This is a genomic window from Streptomyces sp. NPDC050619, from assembly GCF_040654815.1.
Taxonomy (GTDB): Bacteria; Actinomycetota; Actinomycetes; order Streptomycetales; family Streptomycetaceae; genus Streptomyces.
In genome coordinates, this window is the sequence record NZ_JBFAIR010000008.1 from 208,231 (window position 1) to 230,344 (window position 22,114).

Genomic DNA, 22,114 nt, shown 5'->3' on the forward strand with positions numbered 1-22,114 from the left:
GTGAAGAGCGGAGGGAAGAAGAGTCGGGGATCTTCCCGTTCTGTCCATCCTTGGGCATGCAGCCAAGCAACGGTCGTCCCCGCCGAGGTGGGGGTAGTGCCGAGAGTTCGTTCGTCGATCACGGCAGACATGATCCGGTTCCCGTCGAGGCGTCCGGGGGCGTGAGGTACGACGACCCCTGGTATGACGCGCTTGCCTCCGGCTGGGGCGAGTCGGACGGTGTTGGCGCACCCGTGCCCGCGGATGCGGCGGTTTGCGTCCCGCTCCCGGAACGTGAGGCCCCGGCCGGCGCCGCGGCCGACGTGTATCTGGAGGTGCAGCGCAGCGCGGCCTTCCAGGAGGTGCGCAGCCGGTACCGGAGGTTCGTGGTGCCGGCGGTCGCCGGGTTCTTCGTCTGGTACCTGGCCTACGTCGTGACCGCCACAACCGCCCCCGAGCTGATGGCACGACCTGTGGCGGGCGCCGTGAACGTGGCGATGCTGGCGGGCCTCGGACAGTTCCTCACGACCTTCCTGCTCACCTGGGCATACGCCAGGCACGCGAGGCTGCGCAGGGACCGGGCCGCGCTCGAAGTGCGATGGGACACGCAGGAACTGACGCGCGGCCTGCGCGGCGGTGCGTCGTGACGGGCAACCATCAGACGCTGGCGTTGCTGCTGTTCAGCGCGTTCGTCGCCGTCACGCTGGGGATCACGACGTGGGTGAGCCGGCATCGGCACGGTTCGCCGGAGGAGTTCTACGCGGGCGGGCGGCTCTTCTCTCCGATGGAGAATGGTTTTGCCATCGCGGGTGACTACATGTCGGCCGCCTCCTTCCTCGGCATCTCGGGTCTCATCGCGCTCTACGGCTATGACGGGCTGCTGTATTCGGTGGGCTTCCTCGTGGCCTGGCTCGTGGTGCTGTTCCTGGTCGCCGAACTGGTGCGCAACTGTGGGCGCTTCACGCTCGCCGACGTGGTCGCGGCGCGGATGAGCGAGCGGCCCGTGCGCATCGCGGCGGGAACTTCCTCGGTCACCGTGTCCGTTCTGTATCTGGTGGCGCAAATGGTGGGCGCGGGCAGCCTGGTCGCCCTGCTGCTCGGAGGCACCAGCGCAGCGGCACAGGCTTGGACGGTCATCGGGGTCGGCGCGCTCATGGTGACCTATGTGTCGTTGGGAGGGATGCGGGCCACCACCTGGATTCAGATCGTCAAGGCGGTCCTGCTGCTCAGCGGCACCATCGCGCTGACCGTGCTCGTCCTGGTGCGCTTCCACGGCGACTTCGACCGACTGCTGGTCATGGCGGCGGAACGCAGCGGTCACGGCGACGCGTTCCTGGCGCCCGGTCTGAAGTACGGCGGTGACTGGACGGCCCGGTTCGACTTCATCAGCCTGGGACTCGCGCTGGTCCTGGGCACGGCCGGGCTGCCGCACATCCTGTCCCGCTTCTACACCGTACCCACCGCGCAGGCGGCCCGGCGCTCGGTCGTCTGGTCGATCGGGCTCATCGGAGGCTTCTACCTGATGACGATCGTCCTCGGGTTCGGCGCGGCTGCGATCGTGGGGCCGGAGGCGGTACGGGGATCCAACGCGGCCGGGAACACGGCGGTTCCGCTGCTGGCACTCGACCTGGGCGGTGGCGCGGATTCCACCGGAGGAACGGTTCTCTTCGCGATCGTCGCCGCCGTCGCCTTCGCCACGATCCTCGCCGTGGTCGCCGGGATCACGCTCGCCTCCTCCGCGTCCGTCGCCCACGACCTGTACGCCTCACTGCGGTGCCGGCATGCCAAGCCGCGCAGCGAGGTCGCCGTGGCGCGGGCCGCCGCAGTCGGCATCGGGGTGGTGGCCATCGCCCTCGGTCTGCTCGCCCGCGATCTCAACGTCGCCTTCCTGGTGGGCCTCGCCTTTGCTGTCGCCGCGTCCGCCAATCTGCCGGTGCTGCTCTACTCGCTGTTCTGGCGCGGCTTCACCACCCGCGGGGCCGTATGGGCCGTGTACGGCGGGCTGGTCCCGGCCTTGGTGCTCGTGGTGCTGTCTCCGGTGGTGTCAGGCAGCCCCGCATCACTGTTCCCCGGCGTCGACTTCCAGTACTTCCCGCTGCAGAACCCCGGCCTCGTCTCGATCCCCCTGGGCTTCCTCGCGGGCTGGCTCGGCACGGTCACCTCTGCGGAGCTGCCCGACGAGGCCAAGCACGCGGAGACCGAGGTGCGGTCGCTGACGGGGGCGGGGGCTGTGTAGGGGCGGCGCCTTCAGCGCCGTACGGCACCGTTCTCAGGCGCATCGCGGCCTGAGTCGTCGTGACGTCGCCGGCCGCCGTGATCATGATGACGCCGGCGCCATGGCGCTGTTCCCGCATGCGGTGGACGAGTTCGAGGACCGTCCTGCACGACCGAGTTCGTGAAGAAGGCCGCGGGCTGATATCCAGACGGCCGGCATCCGTATGTAAGGCGGGCACGGTTCCTTCCCCCGCCCCCATGGCCGTGCCCTTCAGGCGCGGGTCGCCCACACATAACGGTGTTCCGGGCGGCCCGCGTCGCCGTACTTGAGGGTGAGCCTGGCTCGTCCCGTGCGCTCCAGGAGCTTGAGGTAGCGCTGGGCGGTCTGGCGGCTCACCCCGGTCCGCTCGGCGATCTCCTGCGCCGACAGGGGGCCTTCGGCGTTCATCAGGGACCGGCGTACGAGCTCCGCCGTGGTGGGGGAGTGCCCTTTGGGAAGTGAGGGCTCCGACGTCGTCGACAGGGCGCCGAAGATGCGGTCCACCTCGGCCTGTTCCGCCTCGCCGCCGCCGTCGAGGGTGAGGCGCAGCTGCGCGTACGCCTCCAGCTTGGCGCGCAGGCCCGCGAAGGCGAACGGTTTGACCAGGTACTGAAGCGCGCCCTGCCGCATCGCCGCCTGTACGGTCGAGACGTCTCGCGCCGCCGTCACCATGATCACGTCGGTCTGGTGGCCGCGGCGGCGCATCTCCTGGACGACCGTGAGCCCGGTCTCGTCGGGCAGATAGTGATCCATGAGGACCAGATCCACGTGGGGCAGCGCCTCCAGCCGGAGCAACGCCTGAGCCGCGCTGTGCGCCTCGCCGGCCACATGGAAGCCCGGGACCTTCTCGACATAGGCGGCGTTGATCCGCGCGACCCGGGTGTCGTCGTCCACGACCAGGACCTCGATCATCGCGCCTTCTCCTCGGTGGCGGACCGCTGGGCCTGCGGCGCGGTGAGGGCGGGTTCCGGTTCCGGCAGGGCGAGTGCGTCCGGCAGGACGACGGTGAACTCCGCGCCTCCGCCGCCCGCCTCGCCGACCGTCGCGCTGCCGCCCTGCCGCTCGGCGAGCCTGCGCACGAGGGAGAGCCCGATCCCGCGCTCGCGGTGCGCCGGCGGCTTCTTCGTGGACCATCCCTCGGTGAAGACCAGTTCGCGGTGCTCCACCGGGATTCCGGGTCCGGTGTCCCGCACCCTGAGGACGGCGGTTCGCCCCTCCGTGCGCAGTTCGACCTCCACGCGCGCGTGCGGTGTGCCCGCGACGGCGTCCAACGCGTTGTCGACCAGGTTGCCGAGGATCGTGACGAGCCCGCTGGGGTCGACCAGCCGGTCCGGCAGCCGGGTCCGGTCCGAGACCCACAGCGCGACTCCGCGCTCGGCCGCGACGGTCGCCTTGCCGACCAGCAGCGCGGCGATCAGCGGGTCCTGGATCTTCTCGGTGACCTGTTCCGCGGTGGCGCGGTGGTCGCCGACGACCTCTCCGACGAACTCCACGGCATCGTCGAACATCTCCAGCTCCAGCAGCCCGAGGAGCGTGTGCATACGGTTGGCGTGCTCGTGGTCCTGGGCCCGCAGGGCGTCGATCAGGCCGTGCGTGGAGTCGAGCTCCCGGCCGAGCTGTTCCAGCTCGGTGCGGTCGCGCAGGGTGGCGACGGCGCCGCCGTCGTCGGTGGGCATGCGGTTGGCGACGAGCACCCGCTGGCCGCGCACGGTGAGCAGATCGGTGCCCGTCACCCGGCCCGCCAGGACGTCGGCCGTACGGCCCTCGCCGAGCGCCTCGTCGGGGGAGTGGCCGACGGACTCCTCCCCGATGCCGAGCAGTCGCTGCGCCTCGTCGTTGAGCAGGCGGACGCGGCCGGTGCGGTCCAGGGCGACGACTCCCTCCCGGATGCCGTGCAGCATGGCCTCGCGCTCCGCGAGCAGCCCCGAGATGTCCGAGAAGGCCAGATCCCGGGTCTGCCGCTGGACCCGACGGGAGATCAGCCAGGCGGCCAGCGCGCCGACGGCCAGGGCGCCGCCGGCGTACGCGAACAGTCCCGGGATCGCGTGGATCAGCCGCGCCCGCACGCTGTCGTAGGCGATGCCGACCGAGACCGCGCCGACGATGTCGCCCTGGCTGTCGCGCAGCGGCACCTTCCCGCGCGCGGAGCGGCCCAGGGTGCCGCTGTCGATCTCCATGACCTCTTTGCCGGCCAGGGCCTGGCCGGGGTTGGTCGAGACGGTCCTGCCGAGCTCCCCCGGAGTCGGGTGCGACCAGCGCACGCCTCGCCAGTCCATCACCACGATGTACTCGGCCTTGGTGGCCTGGCGGATCCGCTCCGCCGCCTTCTGCACGGGCCCGTCGGCCGTCGGAGGCGTGTTCTTGACCTCTTCGGCGATCCGCGGCTCGGCGGCCGTGGTCTGCGCGATCGCGAGCGCGCGGCGCATCGCCTGGTCGTCCAGCTGGTCACTGAGGGGTGCCAGGAACAGTCCGGTAGCGAGCACCGCGACTCCCGCGGCGATCGCCAGCTGCATCAGCAGCACCTGCGAGAACATGCGCCGCGGCAGTCCGAGGCGCAGGCGGCGGGCGGGGGGAGTGGGGCTCATACCCAAGACGGTACGTGGACGCGCCCGAACTGCCGCAGAGGGTGTCGTGTGGATCTCTTGATCAACCCTCGGGGCTCGGTCAGCTCGCGAGCGCCGTGGTGGTCGGCAGCTCGCGCACCTCCACCACGTCCATCCGCGCGGGAGAGCCGAGTACCGACACCCCGCAGCTCTCCGGGCGGGGCGGCACGGAGTCGCCCTGGGCCACCACGACCCGCCAGCGGCGTCCGTCGGTGTGGGCGACGGTCACCTCCCAGCGCGGCGGAGCGCCCTGCGTGCGGACGACGGCCAGCGCGTCCGCCGCGTACTCGCCGGCGGCCGTGCGCACGGCCAGCTCGGCCGCCTGACCGGGCCGTTCCCAGGCAGAGTTCCCGCGGCACCCCTCCACGACGATCCGCCCGTCCCGGACGCTGTGCAGGATCTCCTTGACGGCATGGGCCTCGGCCCGGCCGTAGGCGTATCCGTACGGCAGGACGAGCAGCGTCGGCGAGAAGCGATGACCGCCCAGATGGGTGACCTCCCAGATACCCCCGACGCCGGAGGCGGCGAGCTCGGCCGCGAGGGGGCGGCCGAGAAGGGCGCAGCAACGGTCGCGCTTGCCGTTGGTGCACACGAGCGCGAGCGGGTCGCCGGCGTGGGGCCGCCCGTCGAGTGCTGAGTCGAAGGTGTTGTGGTCGCCACGGCCGAGCGCGGCGAGGTCGAGGTCGAGCAGCCGGTGCGGATCGCAGGTTGTGGCGGTGCGCAGCCAGGCGTTCCCGGGGACGGTGTGGGCCGCGTACACCTGTCGCACGGCGGGCGTGCCGCTGTCGGCGTGCCGCCCGGGGCGGCGGATGAGCGCGACGCGTACGCCCGTGCCCTTCGCGGCCGCCTCCAGGGCGCGGCCCAGCACGGGGTCCAGGTGGCTCGAAGTGAGCGCCTTGGCACCCCAGGGACCGGGCTGTTCCAGCAGCAGCCAGGTCGTCGCCGTGGCCGCGGTACCGGAAATGGGCTCGTCGAGGTACCCCGAGACGGTTGAGCACGTACTCACAGAGGTGAGCCTAACCTGACTTGAACCAGGTGACCTCCGGCGGGGCGTTCGTCCTACTCCGGCAGGGGCTGGGGCGGCCTCGGGCCCACGTAGTGACCGCTCGGGCGCATGCGCAGGGGGCGCTCCCCGTACTCCTCCAGGGCATGGGCGATCCAGCCGGCCGTACGGGCCACGGCGAAGACGGTCTCGCCTGCCGTGGCGGGCATGCCGCAGGAGGCGGTGAGTACGGCCAGGGCAAGGTCGACGTTGGCGTGCAGCGGGGCGTGGCGGGCCGTGGTGTCCACGATGTCGCGGGCCGCGGCGAGGGCCGGCGCGGCCTTGGGGATCTCCTCCAGGAGGTCGAAGAGGGCACGCGCGCGTGGGTCCTCGCCGGGGTAGAGCCGGTGGCCGAGCCCCGGGATACGGCGGCCGGCCCGCAGTTCGTCCGCGATCACGGGGGCGGCGCTGTCCTGGTCGAGCACGTCGAGCAGCATCTTGTGCGCGAGCCCGCTGGCCGCGCCGTGCAGCGGGCCCTCGATCACGCCGAGCCCCGCGGAGACGGCGGCGTAGGCGTGCGCCCGGGCCGACGCGGCGACGCGCACGGCGAGGGTCGAGGCGGCGAGGTCGTGGTCGGCGAGCAGGGCGAGCGCCATGTCCAGGGCACGCAGGGACGCATCGTCCGCGTCCCGCCCGCTGAGCCGCGTCCACAGCCGGTGGGCCAGCGGGCCGCCGTCGCGGTGGTCGTACCGGGCCGGCGGCAGGGCGGCGACCAGGGTGGGGATCAGGAGCCGCGCGGTGCCGAGCACGGCCTCCTCGGACAAATCGAAGCGCAGCGGGTCCGCGGCCGAGGCGGCGATGGCCGCGACCCGCAACCGGTCGGCGGGAGCGGTGTGTTCGGGCAGGGCGTCGACGGCGCGGCGGGCGACGGTGACGACGGACTCGGGCGCTGTGAAAGTGGCGCCGGGGCGCAACGCCCCGGTCCACAGCCACTCGGCGACCTCTTCGTAGGAGTGGCGCGCGGCCAGCTCGGTCGCGTCGACGCCCCGGAAGTAGTACCGGTCCGTGTCGATGAGCGTGATGCGGGTCCGTACGGAGAGCTCGCCGCCGGACCCCGAATTCCCGCCGCTCTCCCGCCGGTTGCGTCGGCCGAGCGCCTCGACCTCCTTGGCGTCGAAGGTGCTGCCCCGGCCGCCGGGCACGCGTCGGCTGCTCAGCTGACCGCGGCTCACATAGGCGTACACGGTCTCGGGCTTCACGCCCAGCAGCTCGGCGGCCTCCTTGGTGCTCAGCCGTTGCCCGGCGGGACCGGGGAGGGGTTCTTGATCGCGCATAAGAAGTCACCGTATCCGCAGCTCGGCCTATTGATTTGCCGCATTGATTCGTTGTGTTGACTCAATCAATATTGACAATGATTTAGTCAATCATGGACAGTCAAATCAAGTCCAGGGAGGAATCATGTCCGTCAACAGGTCCGCAGGCACTCTCGTCGACGTACCGCGAGGACTCGCGGGAGTCGTCGTCACCGACACCGAGATCGGCGACGTCCGGGGAGTCGAGGGCTTCTACCACTATCGCCAGTACTCGGCCGTCGACCTCGCGCGGACCCGCGGATTCGAGGACGTCTGGCATCTCCTGGTCCACGGCGAACTGCCGAACGCGGAACGCGCCGCCGCCTTCGCCGCCGAGACCGCCGAGCTGCGTCGGCTGCCCGCCGAGGTGCGGGCCGCCCTGCCCGCGGTCGCCGCGGCCGGCGCCGGTTCCGGCCCGCTCGCCGGGATGCGCACCGCGCTGTCGCTGCTCGGTGCGGCGAAGGGCTTCTGCCCGGTGTACGACCTCGACGCGGACCGGCGCCGCCAGGACACCCTCGTCGCGGTCGCGGCCGTACCGACGCTGCTCACCGCACTGCATCGGCTGGGCAAGGGGCTCGATCCCGTGGAGCCGCGCGAGGACCTCTCGTACGCGGCCAACTACCTCTACATGCTGACGGGTTCGCAGCCGGAGCCGCAGCGGGCCCGGGCCGTCGAGCAGTACTTGATCTCAACCATTGATCACGGCTTCAATGCGTCAACCTTCACGGCCCGGGTCATCGCGTCGACGGGCGCGGACGTGGCGGCGTGCCTCGTGGGAGCGGCGGGGGCACTGTCCGGGCCGCTGCACGGCGGTGCGCCCAGTCGCGCGCTGGACACCTTGGACGCGATCGGCACGCCCGACCGCATCGACTCCTGGATTCGTGAGCGTGTCCTGGCCGGCGAGCGCATCATGGGCTTCGGCCACGCGATCTACCGCACGGAGGACCCCCGTTCGCGGATGCTCCGCGAGATCGCCCAGCGGTTCGGCGGCCCGCGTGTCGACTTCGCCGTCGAGGTCGAGCGTCATGTCGAGCGGATCCTCGCCGAACTGAAGCCGGGCCGGGAACTCCACACCAACGTCGAGTTCTATGCCGGCGTCGTGATGGAGCTGTGCGGGCTGCCGCGCGAGATGTTCACGCCGACGTTCGCGGCGGCGCGTGTGGTGGGCTGGAGCGCCAACATCCTGGAGCAGGCGGCCGACTCGAAGATCATCAGGCCGGTGGCGCGGTATGTGGGGCCGGGGGCGCCGGTCAAGGTGCCGGAGGCCGCCTGACACACGTGTGGCCTGGTGCCGTTCTGGCGCCAGGCCTCATCGGTGGTGATCGAGCAGGGACGGGTGACGAACTGCTCGCCGGTTAGGTGCCCGGGCCGCTCAGCGGTTCTGTGCGGCCGGGGAAGCTTTACGGGACGAGTCTGGGGTGGACGCGTTCGCTGGGGGGTCAGGCGTCGGGGATGTCCGCCTTGGCGCGAATGAGGGTCTCCCGGCTGACGATGACGATGCGCTCGTAGTCGGCGCGGGCGGCATCGGCGGGGAGTTCACGCTCCAGCGCCTCGGTGGCCTCGGTGCCGATGACGGCGAAATTGCCGTCGCTCAGCTCGAACAGGTCCGGGCAGTTGGCTCCTGAGGCACTGCCACGGGCACTCGGAGGCACACCGATGCGGCGCACGATTTTCAAGGGTACCGGTCCTTAGCGATGGGTGTGGTCACAGTGGTGGCAGCAGATTACTGGGGTTCGTGGTGCCTACACGCCCACACGGGAAAAAGACGCCCTGCTCGTGTCGTACCGAGAGGGGGGACGTTGACCGACCGCAGTGATCACGCCGTCGGTGGGTGGCCCACCACCCACCACTCGTCCGTGTCCGCCTCGTCCAGGTCCTTGATGAGGCCGTCCACCATGCGCCCGATCCTGGCCTCGTCCGACGACCCCTTCAGCGTGGCGCGTTGGCCCTTCGAGGCCTCCCAGTACTCCCGCAGGAGGGGGCTTTGGAAGAGCTCGCGCAGGTGTCCGTACAGCTCCTCCTGGTCCAGGATCCCGGAGCGGTAGAGGTGGTACAGATTGACGTACCAGGCGTTGGCGTAGAAGTACTGCCTCCGCTTCGCGGCCGGGATGCTCTTGTCGTAGGTGTCGATCACCTCGGCGAGGGACGGGTCGTCGATCGCCTTGGCCAGCAACTCCCAGTGCATACGCTGCTGGTGCGCCAGAGCCTTGCGCCGGGAGGCCAGCTCCTCGAGCTCCATACGCCTTACTTGCAGGCGTTCCTCTTCGAGCCGCCGCTGACGCGTGGCCAGCGTCATGGTGGCGGTCGCAAGCATCAGGCCCGCCGTCGCGACGGAGCCCAGTCCCCGTACTGCAAAATCCCGTGTTGCCATGTCAACCCCCGAATCAGGCGGCCGTCCGCCGGTCGTCGGGTGCGGGTCGACTGAAGGGGACCGGCGAGCGGTGGGCGGCGCTTGCCGTCTCCCAGGGTGCCGAGCGGCTCTGGTCGGCGGGGGAGGCGGAGAGGAGGCGCACGGAGGGATGCGAGGGTCGCACACTCCGGCGCCTTGCCCAACGTCTGCCCCGCAAGTGCTGCTAACAATCGTTCACTTCGCGGTGATTCCTACGGCTCGTATCCTGGGTGCGCATTCAATCCTCGTACGTGCGCAGGGGGCGGTCCGGCGCACGCGGCGGCGTGAGAGAGGTAGCGCGTTGAGTCGAAGCCCGCGGCAGATCCCGGTCGTCGTGCTCGCCGGATTCCTGGGTTCCGGCAAGACCACGCTCCTCAATCACCTCCTCCATCGCAGCGGCGGCAGCCGTATCGGCGCCATCGTCAACGACTTCGGTGCCATCGAGATCGACGCGATGGCCGTGGCGGGCGCGCTCGGCGACTCCACCGTCTCGCTCGGGAACGGGTGTCTGTGCTGCGCCGTCGACGCCAGTGAACTCGACGTCTATCTGGAGCGGCTCGCCCGGCCCGCCGTCGGGGTCGACGTCGTCGTCATCGAGGCCAGCGGGCTCGCCGAGCCGCAGGAACTCGTGCGGATGCTGCTCGCCAGCGAGCATCCCGGGATCGTGTACGGCGGCCTGGTCGAGGTCGTGGACGCGGCCGAGTTCGACGACACCCGCGCGAAGCATCCCGAGATCGACCGGCACCTCGCGCTCGCCGATCTGGTCGTCGTCAACAAGCTCGACCGGGCGCCGGACGCCGAGCGGACCCTCGGTCTCGTCCGTTCCCTCACCGACCGCGCCGCCGTCGTGCCCGCCACCTACGGCCGCGTCGACCCCGAGTTCCTCTTCGACTGCCGGCCCAGTGAGGAGCGCATCGGGCAGCTGTCCTTCGACGACCTGCACGATCACGCCGGGGAGGACGGGCACGCCGGTCATCTGCATACCGCATACGACAGCCTGTCCTTCGTCTCCGAAGTGCCCCTCGACCCGCGCCGGTTGATGCGGTTCCTCGACAGCAGGCCCGAAGGGCTGTACCGGATCAAGGGGTACGTCGACTTCGGACCGTACGACTCCGTCAACCGCTACGCCGTCCACGCCGTCGGGCGCTTCCTGCGCTTCTACCCGGAGTCCTGGGCGCTCGCGCCCGCCGACGCCCGCCTCACCCAGCTCGTGCTCATCGGCTCCGGCATCGACGTGCCCGCTCTCGGCAAGGAGCTGGAGGCGTGCAAGAGCGACGCCCCACACGCCGACGAGCACGGCATGTGGGGCGTTCTGCGCTACGTACAGGATCCCGAAGAGGACCCTGAAGAGCCGTCTCTCAGCGTCTAGACCGGCCCCGCCACGACCGACACCGTCTTCGCCAGGGACACCCCCGAGCCGTCGCGGCGCGGGTCCATCTCCGGGAGGTCGGCCGGGGAGCCGTTCTTCTGTGCCGCCTTGGCCGGGACGGGGCCCGCCCAGGCCAGGGACAGACAGTCCTCGCCCTTGAGGAAGCGCTGGCAGCGGACACCGCCGGTGGCGCGGCCCTTGCGCGGGTACTGGTCGAACGGGGTCAGCTTGGCCGTCGTCTGGACGGAGTCGTCCAGTGTGCCGCGCGAGCCGGCCACCGTGAACACCACGGCGTCCGCGGCCGGGTCGATGGCTGTGAAGGAGATGACCTTCGCGCCCTCCGTGAGCTTGATGCCCGCCACACCGCCCGCCGGACGGCCCTGGGGGCGGACCTGCGAGGCCTGGTAGCGCAGCAACTGGGCGTCGTCCGTGATGAAGACCAGGTCCTCCTCGCCGGTGCGCAGCTCTACCGCGCCGACGATCCGGTCGCCCTCCTTGAGGGTGATGACCTCCAGCTCGCCCTTGTTGGTCGGATAGTCGGGGACCACGCGCTTGACGACGCCCTGTGCGGTGCCGAGGGCCAGGCCCGGGGACGACTCGTCGAGCGTGGTCAGACAGACCACCGTCTCGTCCCCCTCCAGGGAGACGAACTCGGACATGGGGGCGCCGCCGGAGACGGTCGGCGCCGCCGCCGTGTCCGGGAGCTGGGGCAGATCGACGACGTTCACGCGCAGCAGGCGCCCGCTGGACGTCACCACGCCGATCTCGCCGCGCGCCGTGGCCGGCACCGCCGAGACGATCACGTCGTGCTTGGCGCGCCTGGCGTCGGCGTCCTCCGGGAACGGCTCGCCGTTCGCCGTACGGGCCAGCAGGCCCGTCGAGGACAGCAGGACGCGGCACGGGTCGTCCGCCACCTGGAGCGGCACGGCGGCGGCCGGGGAGCCGGCCGACTCCAGCAGGACCGTACGCCGCTCGGTGCCGAACTTCTTCGCCACCGAGGCCAGTTCGGCGGAGACCAGCTTGCGCAGCTCGGCGTCCGACTCCAGGATCCGGGTCAGCTCCGCGATCTCCTCGTTGAGCCGGTCCTTCTCCGCCTCCAGCTCGATGCGGTCGAACCGGGTCAGGCGGCGCAGCGGCGTGTCCAGGATGTACTGGGTCTGGATGTCGCTCAGCGAGAAACGCTCCATCAGGCGCTGCTTCGCCTCGGCGGAGTTGTCGCTGGAGCGGATGAGGCGGATCACCTCGTCGATGTCGATCAGCGCGGTGAGCAGGCCCTCGACCAGGTGTAGCCGGTCGCGGCGCTTGGTGCGGCGGAACTCGCTGCGGCGGCGTACGACCTCGAAGCGGTGGTCGAGGTAGACCTCCAGGAGCTCCTTCAGGCCGAGGGTGAGGGGCTGGCCGTCCACGAGCGCCACGTTGTTGACGCCGAAGGACTCCTCCATGGGGGTCAGCTTGTAGAGCTGCTCCAGGACCGCCTCCGGCACGAAGCCGTTCTTGATCTCGATGACCAGGCGCAGGCCGTGCGCGCGGTCGGTGAGGTCCTTGACGTCGGCGATGCCCTGGAGCTTCTTCGAGCCGACCAGGTCCTTGATCTTGGCGATGACCTTCTCCGGGCCGACCGAGAAGGGCAGCTCGGTGACGACGAGACCCTTGCGGCGCGCCGTCACGTCCTCCACGGAGACCGTGGCGCGGATCTTGAAGGTGCCGCGGCCCGTCTCGTACGCGTCGCGGATGCCGGTCAGGCCGACGATGCGGCCGCCGGTGGGCAGGTCCGGGCCCGGGACGTGCCTCATGAGCGCGTCCAGATCCGCGTTCGGGTAGCGGATCAGGTGGCGGGCGGCGGCGATGACCTCGGCCAGGTTGTGCGGCGGCATGTTCGTGGCCATGCCGACTGCGATGCCCGACGAGCCGTTCACCAGCAGGTTCGGGAAGGCGGCGGGCAACGCCGCCGGCTCCTGCTCCTGGCCGTCGTAGTTCGGGGCGAAGTCGACCGTGTCCTCGTCGATGGACTCCGTCATCAGGCTCGCGGCCTGGGCAGCGCGGCACTCGGTGTACCGCATGGCGGCCGGTGGGTCGTCGTTGCCCAGCGAGCCGAAGTTGCCGTGGCCGTCGACCAGCGGGACGCGCATCGAGAAGGGCTGGGCCATGCGCACCAGGGCGTCGTAGATCGACGCGTCGCCGTGGGGGTGCAACTTACCCATGACCTCGCCGACGACGCGGGCGCACTTCACATAGCCGCGGTCGGGGCGCAGGCCCATCTCGTTCATCTGGTAGACGATGCGGCGGTGCACCGGCTTGAGGCCGTCCCTGGCGTCGGGCAGGGCGCGGGAGTAGATGACCGAGTACGCGTACTCGAGGTACGAGCCCTTCATCTCGTCCACGACGTCGATGTCGAGGATCCGCTCCTCGTACGAGTCGTCGGGCGGCGGGGTCTTCGTGCTGCGGCGGGCCATCGCTGCCGGCTCCTCTTTTCTGGTCGCTCGCCTAGGGGTCGCTCACGTCGGTGTCGGGAGGCCGACCCCGCTCAGGCCTTCGGGCCGCTGCGGGGTCGCCCTCTCGACACCGACGCGCTCCTTCGGCGCACTCATGCTGAAGCGTGAACGGGATCTGATGCGGACCATTGTGGACCGAGGCACTGACAATGCGGACCAGGCCCCGGCGTCGGCCGTCCCCCCGGCGTGCACGGGCGCGGCACGCGTTCGGCGGGGCCGCATGCGGGCAGGCTACGCGATCTCGCTCAGGGCGTACGTCGTGCGGGAACTTCGCCGACCGTCCGCACGCTTGCATACAGTGGCAGGACCGGCAGGAAAACCGCGGTTCAAACGACCGCGTACGCGATCGAAGGGACGTACATGCCCATGGGTCACACGGCCACAGCCCAGGCAGGCACCGGGGGCCAGACAGCGACCGAGCACCGCCTGTCCAACGGCCTGCGCGTGGTGCTCTCCGAGGACCACCTGACCCCGGTCGCGGCGGTGTGCCTCTGGTACGACGTGGGCTCGCGCCACGAGGTCAAGGGACGCACCGGCCTGGCTCACCTTTTCGAGCACCTGATGTTCCAGGGCTCGGCCAACGTCAAGGGGACCGACCACTTCGCGCTCGTCCAGGGCGCGGGCGGCTCGCTCAACGGCACCACCAGCTGGGAGCGCACGAACTACTTCGAGACCATGCCGACCCACCAGCTGGAGCTCGCGCTGTGGCTCGAGGCCGACCGCATGGGCAGCCTGCTGGTGGCGCTCGACCAGAAGAGCCTGGACAACCAGCGCGACGTCGTCAAGAACGAGCGCCGGCAGCGCTACGACAACGTCCCGTACGGCACCGCCTTCGAGAAGATGTTCCTCCTGGCCTTCCCGGACGGGCACCCCTACCGCCACACGCCGATCGGCTCGATGGACGACCTGGACGCGGCCAGCCTGGAAGACGCCCGCGACTTCTTCCGCACCTACTACGCGCCCAACAACGCGGTCCTGTCGGTCGTCGGCGACATCGACCCGGAGCAGACGCTCGCGTGGATCGAGAAGTACTTCGGCTCCATCTCCGCGTACGACGGCAAGCCCGCGCCGCGTGACGGCTCGCTGCCCGACATCATGGGCGGGCAGCTGCGCGAGGTCGTCGAGGAGAACGTCCCCGCGCGCGCGTTGATGGCGGCCTACCGCCTCCCGGAGGACGGCACGCGCGCGTGCGACGCGGCCGACCTGGCGCTCACGATCCTCGGCGGCGGCGAGTCCTCCCGCCTCTACAACCGGCTCGTACGCCGTGACCGTACGGCCGTGGCGGCCGGGTTCGGCCTGCTGCGCCTGGCCGGGGCACCCTCGCTGGCCTGGATGGACGTGAAGACCTCGGGCGATGCCGAGGTACCCGTGATCGAGGCGGCCGTGGACGAGGAGTTCGCCCGCTTCGCGGCGGAGGGACCCACCGCCGAGGAGATGGAACGCGCCCAGGCCCAGCTGGAGCGCGAGTGGCTGGACCGGCTCGGCACGGTCGCGGGCCGCGCCGACGAACTGTGCCGCTATGCCGTGCTGTTCGGCGACCCGCAGCTCGCCTTCAGCGCCGTCCGGCGCGTGCTCGACGTGACGGCCCAGGAGGTGCAGGAGATCGCCAAGGCGCGCCTGCGCCCCGACAACCGGACCGTGCTGGTCTACGAGCCCACCGAAAGCACAGAGGCCGCAGAAGGCACCGCCGACGAGACCGAGAACGAGGAGGCGGCCAAGTGACCGAGCTCGCCACGATGGACTTCCATCCCCAGCCCAAGGCGGGCGTGGCCAGGCCGTGGGCATTCCCGGCCCCCGCGCGCGGGACGCTCGACAACGGCCTGACGGTCCTGCGCTGCCACCGCCCCGGCCAGCAGGTCGTCGCCGTGGAGGTGCTCCTGGACGCGCCTTTGGACGCCGAGCCGGCCGGTCTCGACGGTGTTGCCACGATCATGGCGCGTGCCTTCTGGGAAGGCACCGACAAGCACTCCGCCGAGGAGTTCGCCGCCGAACTGGAGCGCTGCGGCGCCACCTTCGACGCGCACGCCGACCACCCCGGCGTACGGCTCTCCCTCGAAGTGCCGGCCTCGCGCCTGTCCAAGGGGCTCGGTCTGCTCGCCGACGCCCTCAGGGCGCCCGCCTTCGCGGACAGCGAGGTCGAACGACTGGTCCGCAACCGGCTCGACGAGATCCCGCACGAGCTGGCCAACCCGTCCCGCCGCGCCGCCAAGGAGCTCTACAAGGAGCTGTTCCCGGCGACCTCGCGCATGTCGCGTCCGCGCCAGGGCACCGAGGAGACGGTCGCCGCCATCGACTCCGCGGCCGTACGCGGCTTCTACGAGAAGCACGTCCGTCCCGCCACCGGCACCGTCGTGGTGGTCGGCGACCTCACCGGGATCGACCTCGACGCGCTGCTCGGCGACACGCTCGGCGCCTGGACCGGCTCCGCGGCCGAGCCGCGTCCCATGGCACCGGTGACCGCCGACGACACCGGCCGGGTCGTCATCGTGGACCGTCCGGGGGCCGTCCAGACGCAGCTGCTGATCGGCCGTATCGGCGCCGACCGGCACGACCGCGTATGGCCCGCGCAGGTGCTCGGCACCTACTGCCTCGGCGGCACCCTCACCTCCCGCCTGGACATCGTCCTGCGGGAGGAGAAGGGCTACACCTACGGTGTGCGGGCGTTCGGGCAGGTGCTGCGCTCCGCGGCGCCTTCTCCCGGCGGGGCCAGCGGTGCCGCGATGCTCGCCATCAGCGGCTCCGTCGACACCCCGAACACCGGCCCCGCCCTCGAGGACCTGTGGACGGTGCTGCGCAAGCTCGCCGAGGAGGGGCTCACGGACGACGAGCGCGACGTGGCCGTGCAGAACCTCGTCGGCGTGGCCCCGCTCAAGTACGAGACCGCCGGGGCCGTCGCCGGCACGCTGGCCGACCAGGTCGAGCAGCAGCTGCCGGACGACTTCCAGGCGACGCTGTACCGGCAGCTCGCCGCGACCGGCACCGTCGAGGCCACCGCGGCGGTCGTGAGCGCCTTCCCGGTGGACCGTCTGGTGACGGTCCTCGTCGGTGACGCGGCCCAGATCAAGGAGCCCGTCGAGGCCCTCGGCATCGGCGAAGTCACCGTCGTTTCGGCCGAGTAGAGCCGAAGCACGACGCACGCGCGCGTAGGGGCCCTGGTGACAGAAGAGTCACCAGGGCTCCCCTATGTCCGAATTGAGGGAGAGGTTGCCTGTCTGCCCTGTGGCATGCGCTACAAAAGCCATGATCTGTTTGGGGATTGAAAGTCGGCCCGTTTAGCGTCATCCCGGCTGTCCGTCAGGCAGTGCGCCGCATCCGCGGCACCGGACAGTCATCGCCGAGTCCCCGTACGGCGCGAGCCAGGGGAGCCGGGGACCCACACATGAAGTCCCTGGGGTGAATCGGACGCCCGCGCGCACCGCGAGGGGGTCCGTAGGAGACCTTCCTGCTCCGAACCCGTCAGCTAACCCGGTAGGCGAGAGGGAAGGAAAGGAACAGCCACTCCATGGCGTTCAACTGCGCCACCGGGAAGCACCGTCGTCCCAGCCGGATGAAGCGCTCCACCGCCCGTGCGGCGGGCCTCGCGGCGCTCACCACCACCGGAGTCATCGGCACCCTGGCCGCCCCGGCGCTGGCCGCCGAACCCGCCGCCGAGCAGACCGGTCTCATCCCCGTCATCACCGTCGGCGACTCGGTCGCCGACGAGATCGGCGCCCAGGCCGAGGCCCAGAAGCAGGCCGCCGAGGAGGCCGAGGCGCAGCAGAAGGCCGAGGAGGCCGCACGCAAGAAGGCGGTCGCCGACGCCAAGAAGGCGCGCGAGGCCAAGGAGGCCAAGGAGCGCGCCGCCCGCGAGGCCGAGCGCGAGCGACTCAACGCCTTCGTCGCCCCGATCTCCGGCTCGTACATCTCGACCGGCTACAAGACCGGCGGCGCCGTCTGGTCCTCCGGCAGCCACACCGGCGTGGACTTCCACGCCTCGACCGGCACGTCCGTCCACGCGGTCGGTTCCGGCACCGTCGTCGAGGCCGGCTGGGCCGGCTCCTACGGCAACCAGATCGTGATCAAGATGAACGACGGCACGTACACCCAGTACGGCCACCTGTCGTCCATCGGCGTCTCGGTGGGCGAGCAGGTCACCCCTGGGGGGCAGATAGGCCTCTCCGGCGCCACCGGCAACGTCACCGGCGCGCATCTGCACTTCGAGGCCCGGACGACCGCGGAGTACGGCTCGGACATCGACCCCGTCGCCTACCTGCGCGCGCACGGCGTCAACGTCTGACGCTCCCAGCGCTTCGCTTCCCGAAGCCCCGGCTCCCGAGCCGGGGCTTTCGGCGTTTCAGACGCCCGTCTGTCCAAAAAATATCCATGGATTCCGGTCCGCTATCGGAAATTGCGGCTCATTGCAATAGAGTCACTGAACACACGTCAATCGTCGACGTTTCACGGGGATTAAGGCGGAGGTCGGTCATGCGTATTCCGGCGCACTCGGTATGCACGGCGATCCGTGACGACATCGTTGCGGGTGTCTACGAGCGCGGCAGCCGGCTCACCGAGGAACTGCTCGCGCGTCGCTACGGCGTCTCGCGCGTCCCCGTCCGGGAGGCCCTGCGCACGCTGGAGGCCGAGGGCTTCGTGGTGACCCGGCGGCACGCGGGCGCGTGCGTCGCGGAACCCACCGAGCAGGAGGGTGCCGACCTCCTGGAGATGCGCATGCTCCTGGAGCCGCTCGGTGCCGCCCGGGCCGCCCAGCGGCGCACCGAGGCCCACCTCAAGGTGCTGCGCGGTCTGGTCCGGCTGGGCCAGGAGCGGGCCAGGCGGGGCAACAGCGAGGACCTGCGCTCCTTGGGGAGCTGGTTCCACGAGACGCTCGCCCAGGCCTCCGGCAGCCCCGCGCTCACCTCGATGCTGACCCAGCTGCGCCACAAGATCGCCTGGATGTACGCGGTGGAGGCGCCGGCCAACCCGGCGGAGTCCTGGGCGGAGCGCGGCGGGATCGTGGACGCCGTGGCGCGCGGCGACAGCGACCGTGCGCGGGCGATCACGGCGCTGCACACGGAGCGCGCGAGCACCGCGCACCGACTGCGTTTCGCCTCCGGCACGGATCGCGCGGAGCGTGTGAGGAACTCGCAACACCCCGTAAACATGACGAGCCTGCGTCATTAACACAGGCGCCGTATACAAAGAAGGGATAATTCCCGGGGGATTACTTCTGCTGTCCGCGAGACGGAAATGCGAAGGGCCCGCCCGATAATTCGAGCGAGCCCTTCCGGGTGTGATACGGCGCCTTTTCTCAGGCGGTCCCGATTTCTCAGACAGTCTCGGGAAGCTCCTCGAGGCCCTCCGAGACCAGCTTCGCGAGACGGTCGAGGGCGATGTCCGCGCCCTCGGCGTCGGAGGCGAGGACGATCTCCTCGCCGCCCGTGGCGCCCAGACCGAGGACGGCCAGCATGGAGGCCGCGTTGACGGGGTTGCCGTCGGCCTTGGAGATCGTCACCGGGATACCTGCGGCCGTGGCGGCCCGGACGAAGATGGAGGCGGGACGGGCGTGGAGGCCCTCGGCCCAGCCGACGTTGACGCGGCGCTCAGCCATGTGATGCTGCCCTTCGGTGTTCAGGTTGTCTAGACCAGTTTCCCACATCGTGAAGCGAGCCCGGAGTGGTCCTTCGTACCGCCCCGGCAGGTCGTCGGACCGCGGCCTCGGTCCGGCTTCCGTCCTCCACAGACTGCCTCGCGCCGTTGTCAGACGCGAGCCGTACTCTGGGGCCCATGCAGACCTCGTCGGACCGGCACGAGTATCCCGCCCACTGGGAAGCCGACGTGGTGCTGCGCGACGGCGGCACCGCGCGCATCCGGCCCATCACCGTTGATGACGCCGATCGCCTGGTCAGCTTCTACGAGCAGGTCTCGGACGAGTCGAAGTACTACCGCTTCTTCGCGCCCTACCCTCGCCTGTCCGCCAAGGACGTCCACCGCTTCACGCACCACGACTTCGTGGATCGGGTGGGACTCGCGGCCACCATCGGCGGCGAGTTCATCGCCACCGTACGCTACGACCGCATCGGCGCCGATGGCATGCCCGCGGCGGCCCCCGCCGACGAGGCCGAGGTCGCCTTCCTCGTCCAGGACGCCCACCAGGGGCGCGGGGTCGCCTCCGCGCTCCTCGAGCACATCGGGGCCGTCGCGCGCGAGCGCGGCATCCGTCGCTTCGCCGCCGAGGTGCTGCCCGCCAACACCAAGATGATCAAGGTGTTCACGGACGCCGGCTACACCCAGAAGCGCAGGTTTGAGGACGGCGTCGTACGCCTGGAGTTCGATCTGGAGCCCACGGACCGCTCGCTCGCCGTGCAGTACGCGCGCGAACAGCGCGCCGAGGCGCGGTCCGTGCAGCGGCTCCTGATGCCCGGCTCCGTCGCCGTCGTCGGGACCGGCCGCGCGCCCGGCGGCGTGGGCCGCAGCGTCTTCGACAACATCAGGGCCGCCGGGTTCACCGGCCCCCTGTACGCGGTGAACAAGGCCTTCCCCGAGGAGCGCAAAGACCTCGACGGGATCCCCGCGTACCGCTCGGTGCGGGACATCGAGGGGCCCGTCGACCTCGCGGTCGTCGCCGTGCCGGCGCGGTACGTCCCCGAGATCGTCGCCGAGTGCGGGGCGCACGGCGTGCAGGGACTCGTCGTGCTCTCCGCGGGGTATGCCGAGAGCGGCCCCGAGGGGCGCGAGCGCCAGCGGGAACTCGTCCGGCACGCGCGCGCGTACGGCATGCGGATCATCGGGCCGAACGCCTTCGGGGTCATCAACACCTCGTCGGACGTACGGCTGAACGCCTCGCTGGCGCCCGAGATGCCCCGTCCGGGCCGGATCGGCCTGTTCTCGCAGTCCGGCGCCATCGGCATCGCCCTGCTGTCCCGGCTGCACCGGCGCGGCGGCGGCGTCACCGGGGTGACCGGTGTGTCGACGTTCGTCTCCTCCGGCAACCGGGCGGACGTCTCCGGCAACGACGTACTCCAGTACTGGTACGACGACCCCGACACCGACGTCGTCCTCATGTATCTGGAGTCCATCGGCAACCCGCGCAAGTTCACCCGGCTCGCCCGGCGGACGGCGGCGGCGAAACCGCTGGTCGTGGTGCAGGGGGCGCGCCATGGGGGCGCGGCGCCGCAGGGGCATGCCGTACGGGCGACGCGGTTGCCGCACGCCACCGTGTCCGCGCTGCTGCGGCAGGCCGGGGTGATCCGGGTCGACACGATCACCGAGCTGGTCGACGCGGGCCTGCTGCTCGCGCGCCAGCCGCTGCCGACGGGGCCGCGGGTGGCGATCCTCGGGAACTCCGAGTCGCTGGGGCTGCTGACGTACGACGCCTGTCTGTCCGAGGGGCTCAGGCCGTTGCCGCCGCAGGATCTGACGACGGGCGCGTCGCCGGAGGACTTCCACGGGGCGCTGTCCCGGGCCCTGGCGGACGACGCGTGCGACGCGGTGGTGGTGACGGCGATTCCGACGCTGGGGGAGGGGCCGGCGCAGGACGGGGAGTTGGCACAAGCCCTGCGGTCCGCCTCCGCGCGGGCCCCCGGGAAGCCGGTGCTGGTGGTGCACGTCGAGCTCGGAGGGCTGGCGGAGGCGTTGTCGGCCGCGGCGAGCACGGCACCGCGGGCGAGTGCGCCGGTGGCCGGCTCCGTCGACCGTCCCCACCCCTTCCGCCCCCTGGACCGACTCTGCGCGACGACTGCGGAGGACCTGTCCGCCCCCGAGAACTCCTCCCGCCTCATCCCCGCCTACCCCGCCGCCGAACGCGCCGTCCGGGCCCTCGGCGAAGCCGTCAAGTACGCGCAGTGGCGACGGGAGGCCGCCGAGCCCGGGAAGGTCCCCGCGTACGAGGACATCGACGAGAAGGGGGCCGCCGCGCTGATCGGCGGACTGCTCGCGCGAGGGCAGGGGCTCACCCTCGGCGTCGACGAGACGCGCGAGCTGCTCGGGAAGTACGGCGTGCACGTCCACGGCGCCCTGCCCGCGCCCACTCCCGACGCCGCCGTCGCCGCCGCGCGCACCCTCGGCTACCCGGTCGCCCTCAAGGCCACCGCCCCCCACCTGCGCCACCGCGCCGACCTGGGCGGCGTACGCCTGGATCTCGCGGACGAGGAGCAACTGCGGCGGGCGTACGCCGAGTTGACCGGGCTGTTCGGGAAGCCCGAGGAGCTGCGGCCGGTGGTGCAGGGGATGGCGCCACGGGGAGTCGACACCGTCGTCCGGGCCGTCATCGACCCGGCGGCCGGGGCCGTGCTGTCGTTCGGGCTGGCCGGGGCCGCCTCGCAGCTGCTCGGGGACATGGCGCACCGGCTGGTTCCGGTCACCGACCGGGAGGCCGGCTCGCTGGTCCGGTCGATCCGGACGGCGCCGCTCCTGTTCGGCTGGCGCGGCTCGACGCCGGTGGACACACCTGCCCTGGAGGAGCTGCTGCTGAGGGTGTCGCGGCTGGTCGACGACCACCCGGAGGTCGTCGCGGTCACCCTGGAGCCGGTCGTCGTCGCCTCGCGCGGTCTGAGCGTCCTCGGCGCCTCCGTCCGGCTGGCACCACCGCCCGCCCGCGACGACCTCGGCCCGAGGACGCTTCCGGCGTACTGACGGCATGCGCGCACGTCGTACCGAGACTTGCCGCGAGTCCTACACCGAGTCCTATACCGAGTCCTGTACCGAGTCCGATTAAGA

The 22,114-nt window shown here is 71.1% G+C and carries 17 protein-coding genes, 1 pseudogene and 1 riboswitch; of the genes and pseudogenes, 9 read left to right on the plus strand and 9 right to left on the minus strand.

Features of this window, described 5'->3' with window-relative positions; translation table 11 throughout:
* The first annotated feature begins 56 nt into the window (after positions 1-56).
* Positions 57-626, plus strand: coding sequence for a DUF485 domain-containing protein (locus AB0I77_RS16145; RefSeq protein ID WP_363283173.1), 570 nt, complete (start codon positions 57-59; stop codon positions 624-626).
* The gene (locus AB0I77_RS16150) at positions 623-2,215 is read left to right on the plus strand and encodes a cation acetate symporter (RefSeq protein ID WP_363283174.1); all 1,593 of its coding nucleotides are present in this window, start codon (positions 623-625) and stop codon (positions 2,213-2,215) included. The genes AB0I77_RS16145 and AB0I77_RS16150 overlap by 4 nt, the downstream gene beginning before the upstream one ends.
* Positions 2,216-2,249: 34 nt before the next feature.
* Here AB0I77_RS16150 and AB0I77_RS16155 read toward each other — a convergent pair.
* The 5 genes and pseudogenes from AB0I77_RS16155 to AB0I77_RS16175 form a co-directional block, all read right to left on the minus strand.
* Positions 2,250-2,360: pseudogene (locus tag AB0I77_RS16155) on the minus strand (two-component system response regulator); the annotation flags it as partial.
* A gap of 104 nt (positions 2,361-2,464) precedes the next feature.
* Entirely contained in the window at positions 2,465-3,145 is a 681-nt protein-coding gene (locus AB0I77_RS16160; protein ID WP_363283175.1) for a response regulator, read from the minus strand.
* Positions 3,142-4,818: a sensor histidine kinase gene (locus AB0I77_RS16165; RefSeq protein WP_363283176.1), complete on the minus strand. Its 1,677-nt coding sequence runs from the start codon at positions 4,816-4,818 to the stop codon at positions 3,142-3,144. Before AB0I77_RS16165 ends, AB0I77_RS16160 begins: the two co-directional genes overlap by 4 nt.
* 79 nt (positions 4,819-4,897) lie before the next feature.
* Positions 4,898-5,842, minus strand: a complete 945-nt coding sequence (locus AB0I77_RS16170) for a sucrase ferredoxin (protein WP_363283177.1) — start codon at positions 5,840-5,842, stop codon at positions 4,898-4,900.
* Positions 5,843-5,895: 53 nt separating this feature from the next.
* Positions 5,896-7,152, minus strand: coding sequence for a citrate synthase (locus tag AB0I77_RS16175; RefSeq protein WP_363283178.1), 1,257 nt, complete (start codon positions 7,150-7,152; stop codon positions 5,896-5,898).
* A 124-nt stretch (positions 7,153-7,276) separates the two neighbouring features.
* Between AB0I77_RS16175 and AB0I77_RS16180 the strand changes: the two genes are divergently transcribed.
* The gene (locus AB0I77_RS16180) at positions 7,277-8,443 is read left to right on the plus strand and encodes a citrate synthase/methylcitrate synthase (RefSeq protein WP_363283180.1); all 1,167 of its coding nucleotides are present in this window, start codon (positions 7,277-7,279) and stop codon (positions 8,441-8,443) included.
* 166 nt (positions 8,444-8,609) lie between these two features.
* Here AB0I77_RS16180 and AB0I77_RS16185 read toward each other — a convergent pair whose 3' ends face one another.
* Positions 8,610-8,846 carry a hypothetical protein gene (locus AB0I77_RS16185; RefSeq protein ID WP_363283181.1) on the minus strand — a complete coding sequence of 79 codons (237 nt, stop codon included), beginning with the start codon at positions 8,844-8,846 and terminating at the stop codon, positions 8,610-8,612.
* Between the two features lie 140 nt (positions 8,847-8,986).
* Positions 8,987-9,484, minus strand: coding sequence for a DUF6082 family protein (locus AB0I77_RS16190; RefSeq protein WP_363283183.1), 498 nt, complete (start codon positions 9,482-9,484; stop codon positions 8,987-8,989).
* Between the two features lie 376 nt (positions 9,485-9,860).
* Here AB0I77_RS16190 and AB0I77_RS16195 point away from each other — a divergent pair, with 376 nt between their 5' ends.
* A complete protein-coding gene (locus AB0I77_RS16195; RefSeq protein WP_363283184.1) occupies positions 9,861-10,928 on the plus strand; it encodes a GTP-binding protein in 1,068 nt (355 codons plus the stop codon).
* On the opposite strand, the gene AB0I77_RS16200 is transcribed toward AB0I77_RS16195, so the two are convergent.
* The gene (locus AB0I77_RS16200) at positions 10,925-13,381 is read right to left on the minus strand and encodes a DNA topoisomerase IV subunit A (RefSeq protein WP_363283185.1); all 2,457 of its coding nucleotides are present in this window, start codon (positions 13,379-13,381) and stop codon (positions 10,925-10,927) included. The two genes, AB0I77_RS16195 and AB0I77_RS16200, sit on opposite strands and share 4 nt — an antisense overlap.
* 399 nt (positions 13,382-13,780) lie before the next feature.
* Here AB0I77_RS16200 and AB0I77_RS16205 point away from each other — a divergent pair, with 399 nt between their 5' ends.
* From AB0I77_RS16205 to AB0I77_RS16220, 4 genes are all read left to right on the plus strand, one after another.
* Positions 13,781-15,142 (plus strand): pitrilysin family protein, encoded by a 1,362-nt coding sequence (locus AB0I77_RS16205; protein ID WP_363283186.1) that lies wholly within the window; start codon positions 13,781-13,783, stop codon positions 15,140-15,142.
* A complete protein-coding gene (locus AB0I77_RS16210; RefSeq protein ID WP_363283187.1) occupies positions 15,139-16,539 on the plus strand; it encodes a pitrilysin family protein in 1,401 nt (466 codons plus the stop codon). Before AB0I77_RS16205 ends, AB0I77_RS16210 begins: the two co-directional genes overlap by 4 nt.
* A 203-nt stretch (positions 16,540-16,742) precedes the next feature.
* Positions 16,743-16,910: riboswitch (cyclic di-AMP (ydaO/yuaA leader) on the plus strand.
* Between the two features lie 12 nt (positions 16,911-16,922).
* Positions 16,923-17,696 (plus strand): M23 family metallopeptidase, encoded by a 774-nt coding sequence (locus AB0I77_RS16215; protein ID WP_363283188.1) that lies wholly within the window; start codon positions 16,923-16,925, stop codon positions 17,694-17,696.
* A gap of 188 nt (positions 17,697-17,884) precedes the next feature.
* Entirely contained in the window at positions 17,885-18,580 is a 696-nt protein-coding gene (locus tag AB0I77_RS16220) for a GntR family transcriptional regulator (protein ID WP_363283190.1), read from the plus strand.
* Between the two features lie 145 nt (positions 18,581-18,725).
* Here the strand turns inward: AB0I77_RS16220 and AB0I77_RS16225 are convergent, their stop codons facing one another.
* Positions 18,726-19,007: an HPr family phosphocarrier protein gene (locus AB0I77_RS16225; protein ID WP_363283192.1), complete on the minus strand. Its 282-nt coding sequence runs from the start codon at positions 19,005-19,007 to the stop codon at positions 18,726-18,728.
* Positions 19,008-19,183: 176 nt separating this feature from the next.
* Here AB0I77_RS16225 and AB0I77_RS16230 point away from each other — a divergent pair, with 176 nt between their 5' ends.
* Positions 19,184-22,030: a GNAT family N-acetyltransferase gene (locus AB0I77_RS16230; protein WP_363283193.1), complete on the plus strand. Its 2,847-nt coding sequence runs from the start codon at positions 19,184-19,186 to the stop codon at positions 22,028-22,030.
* Positions 22,031-22,114: the final 84 nt, after the last annotated feature.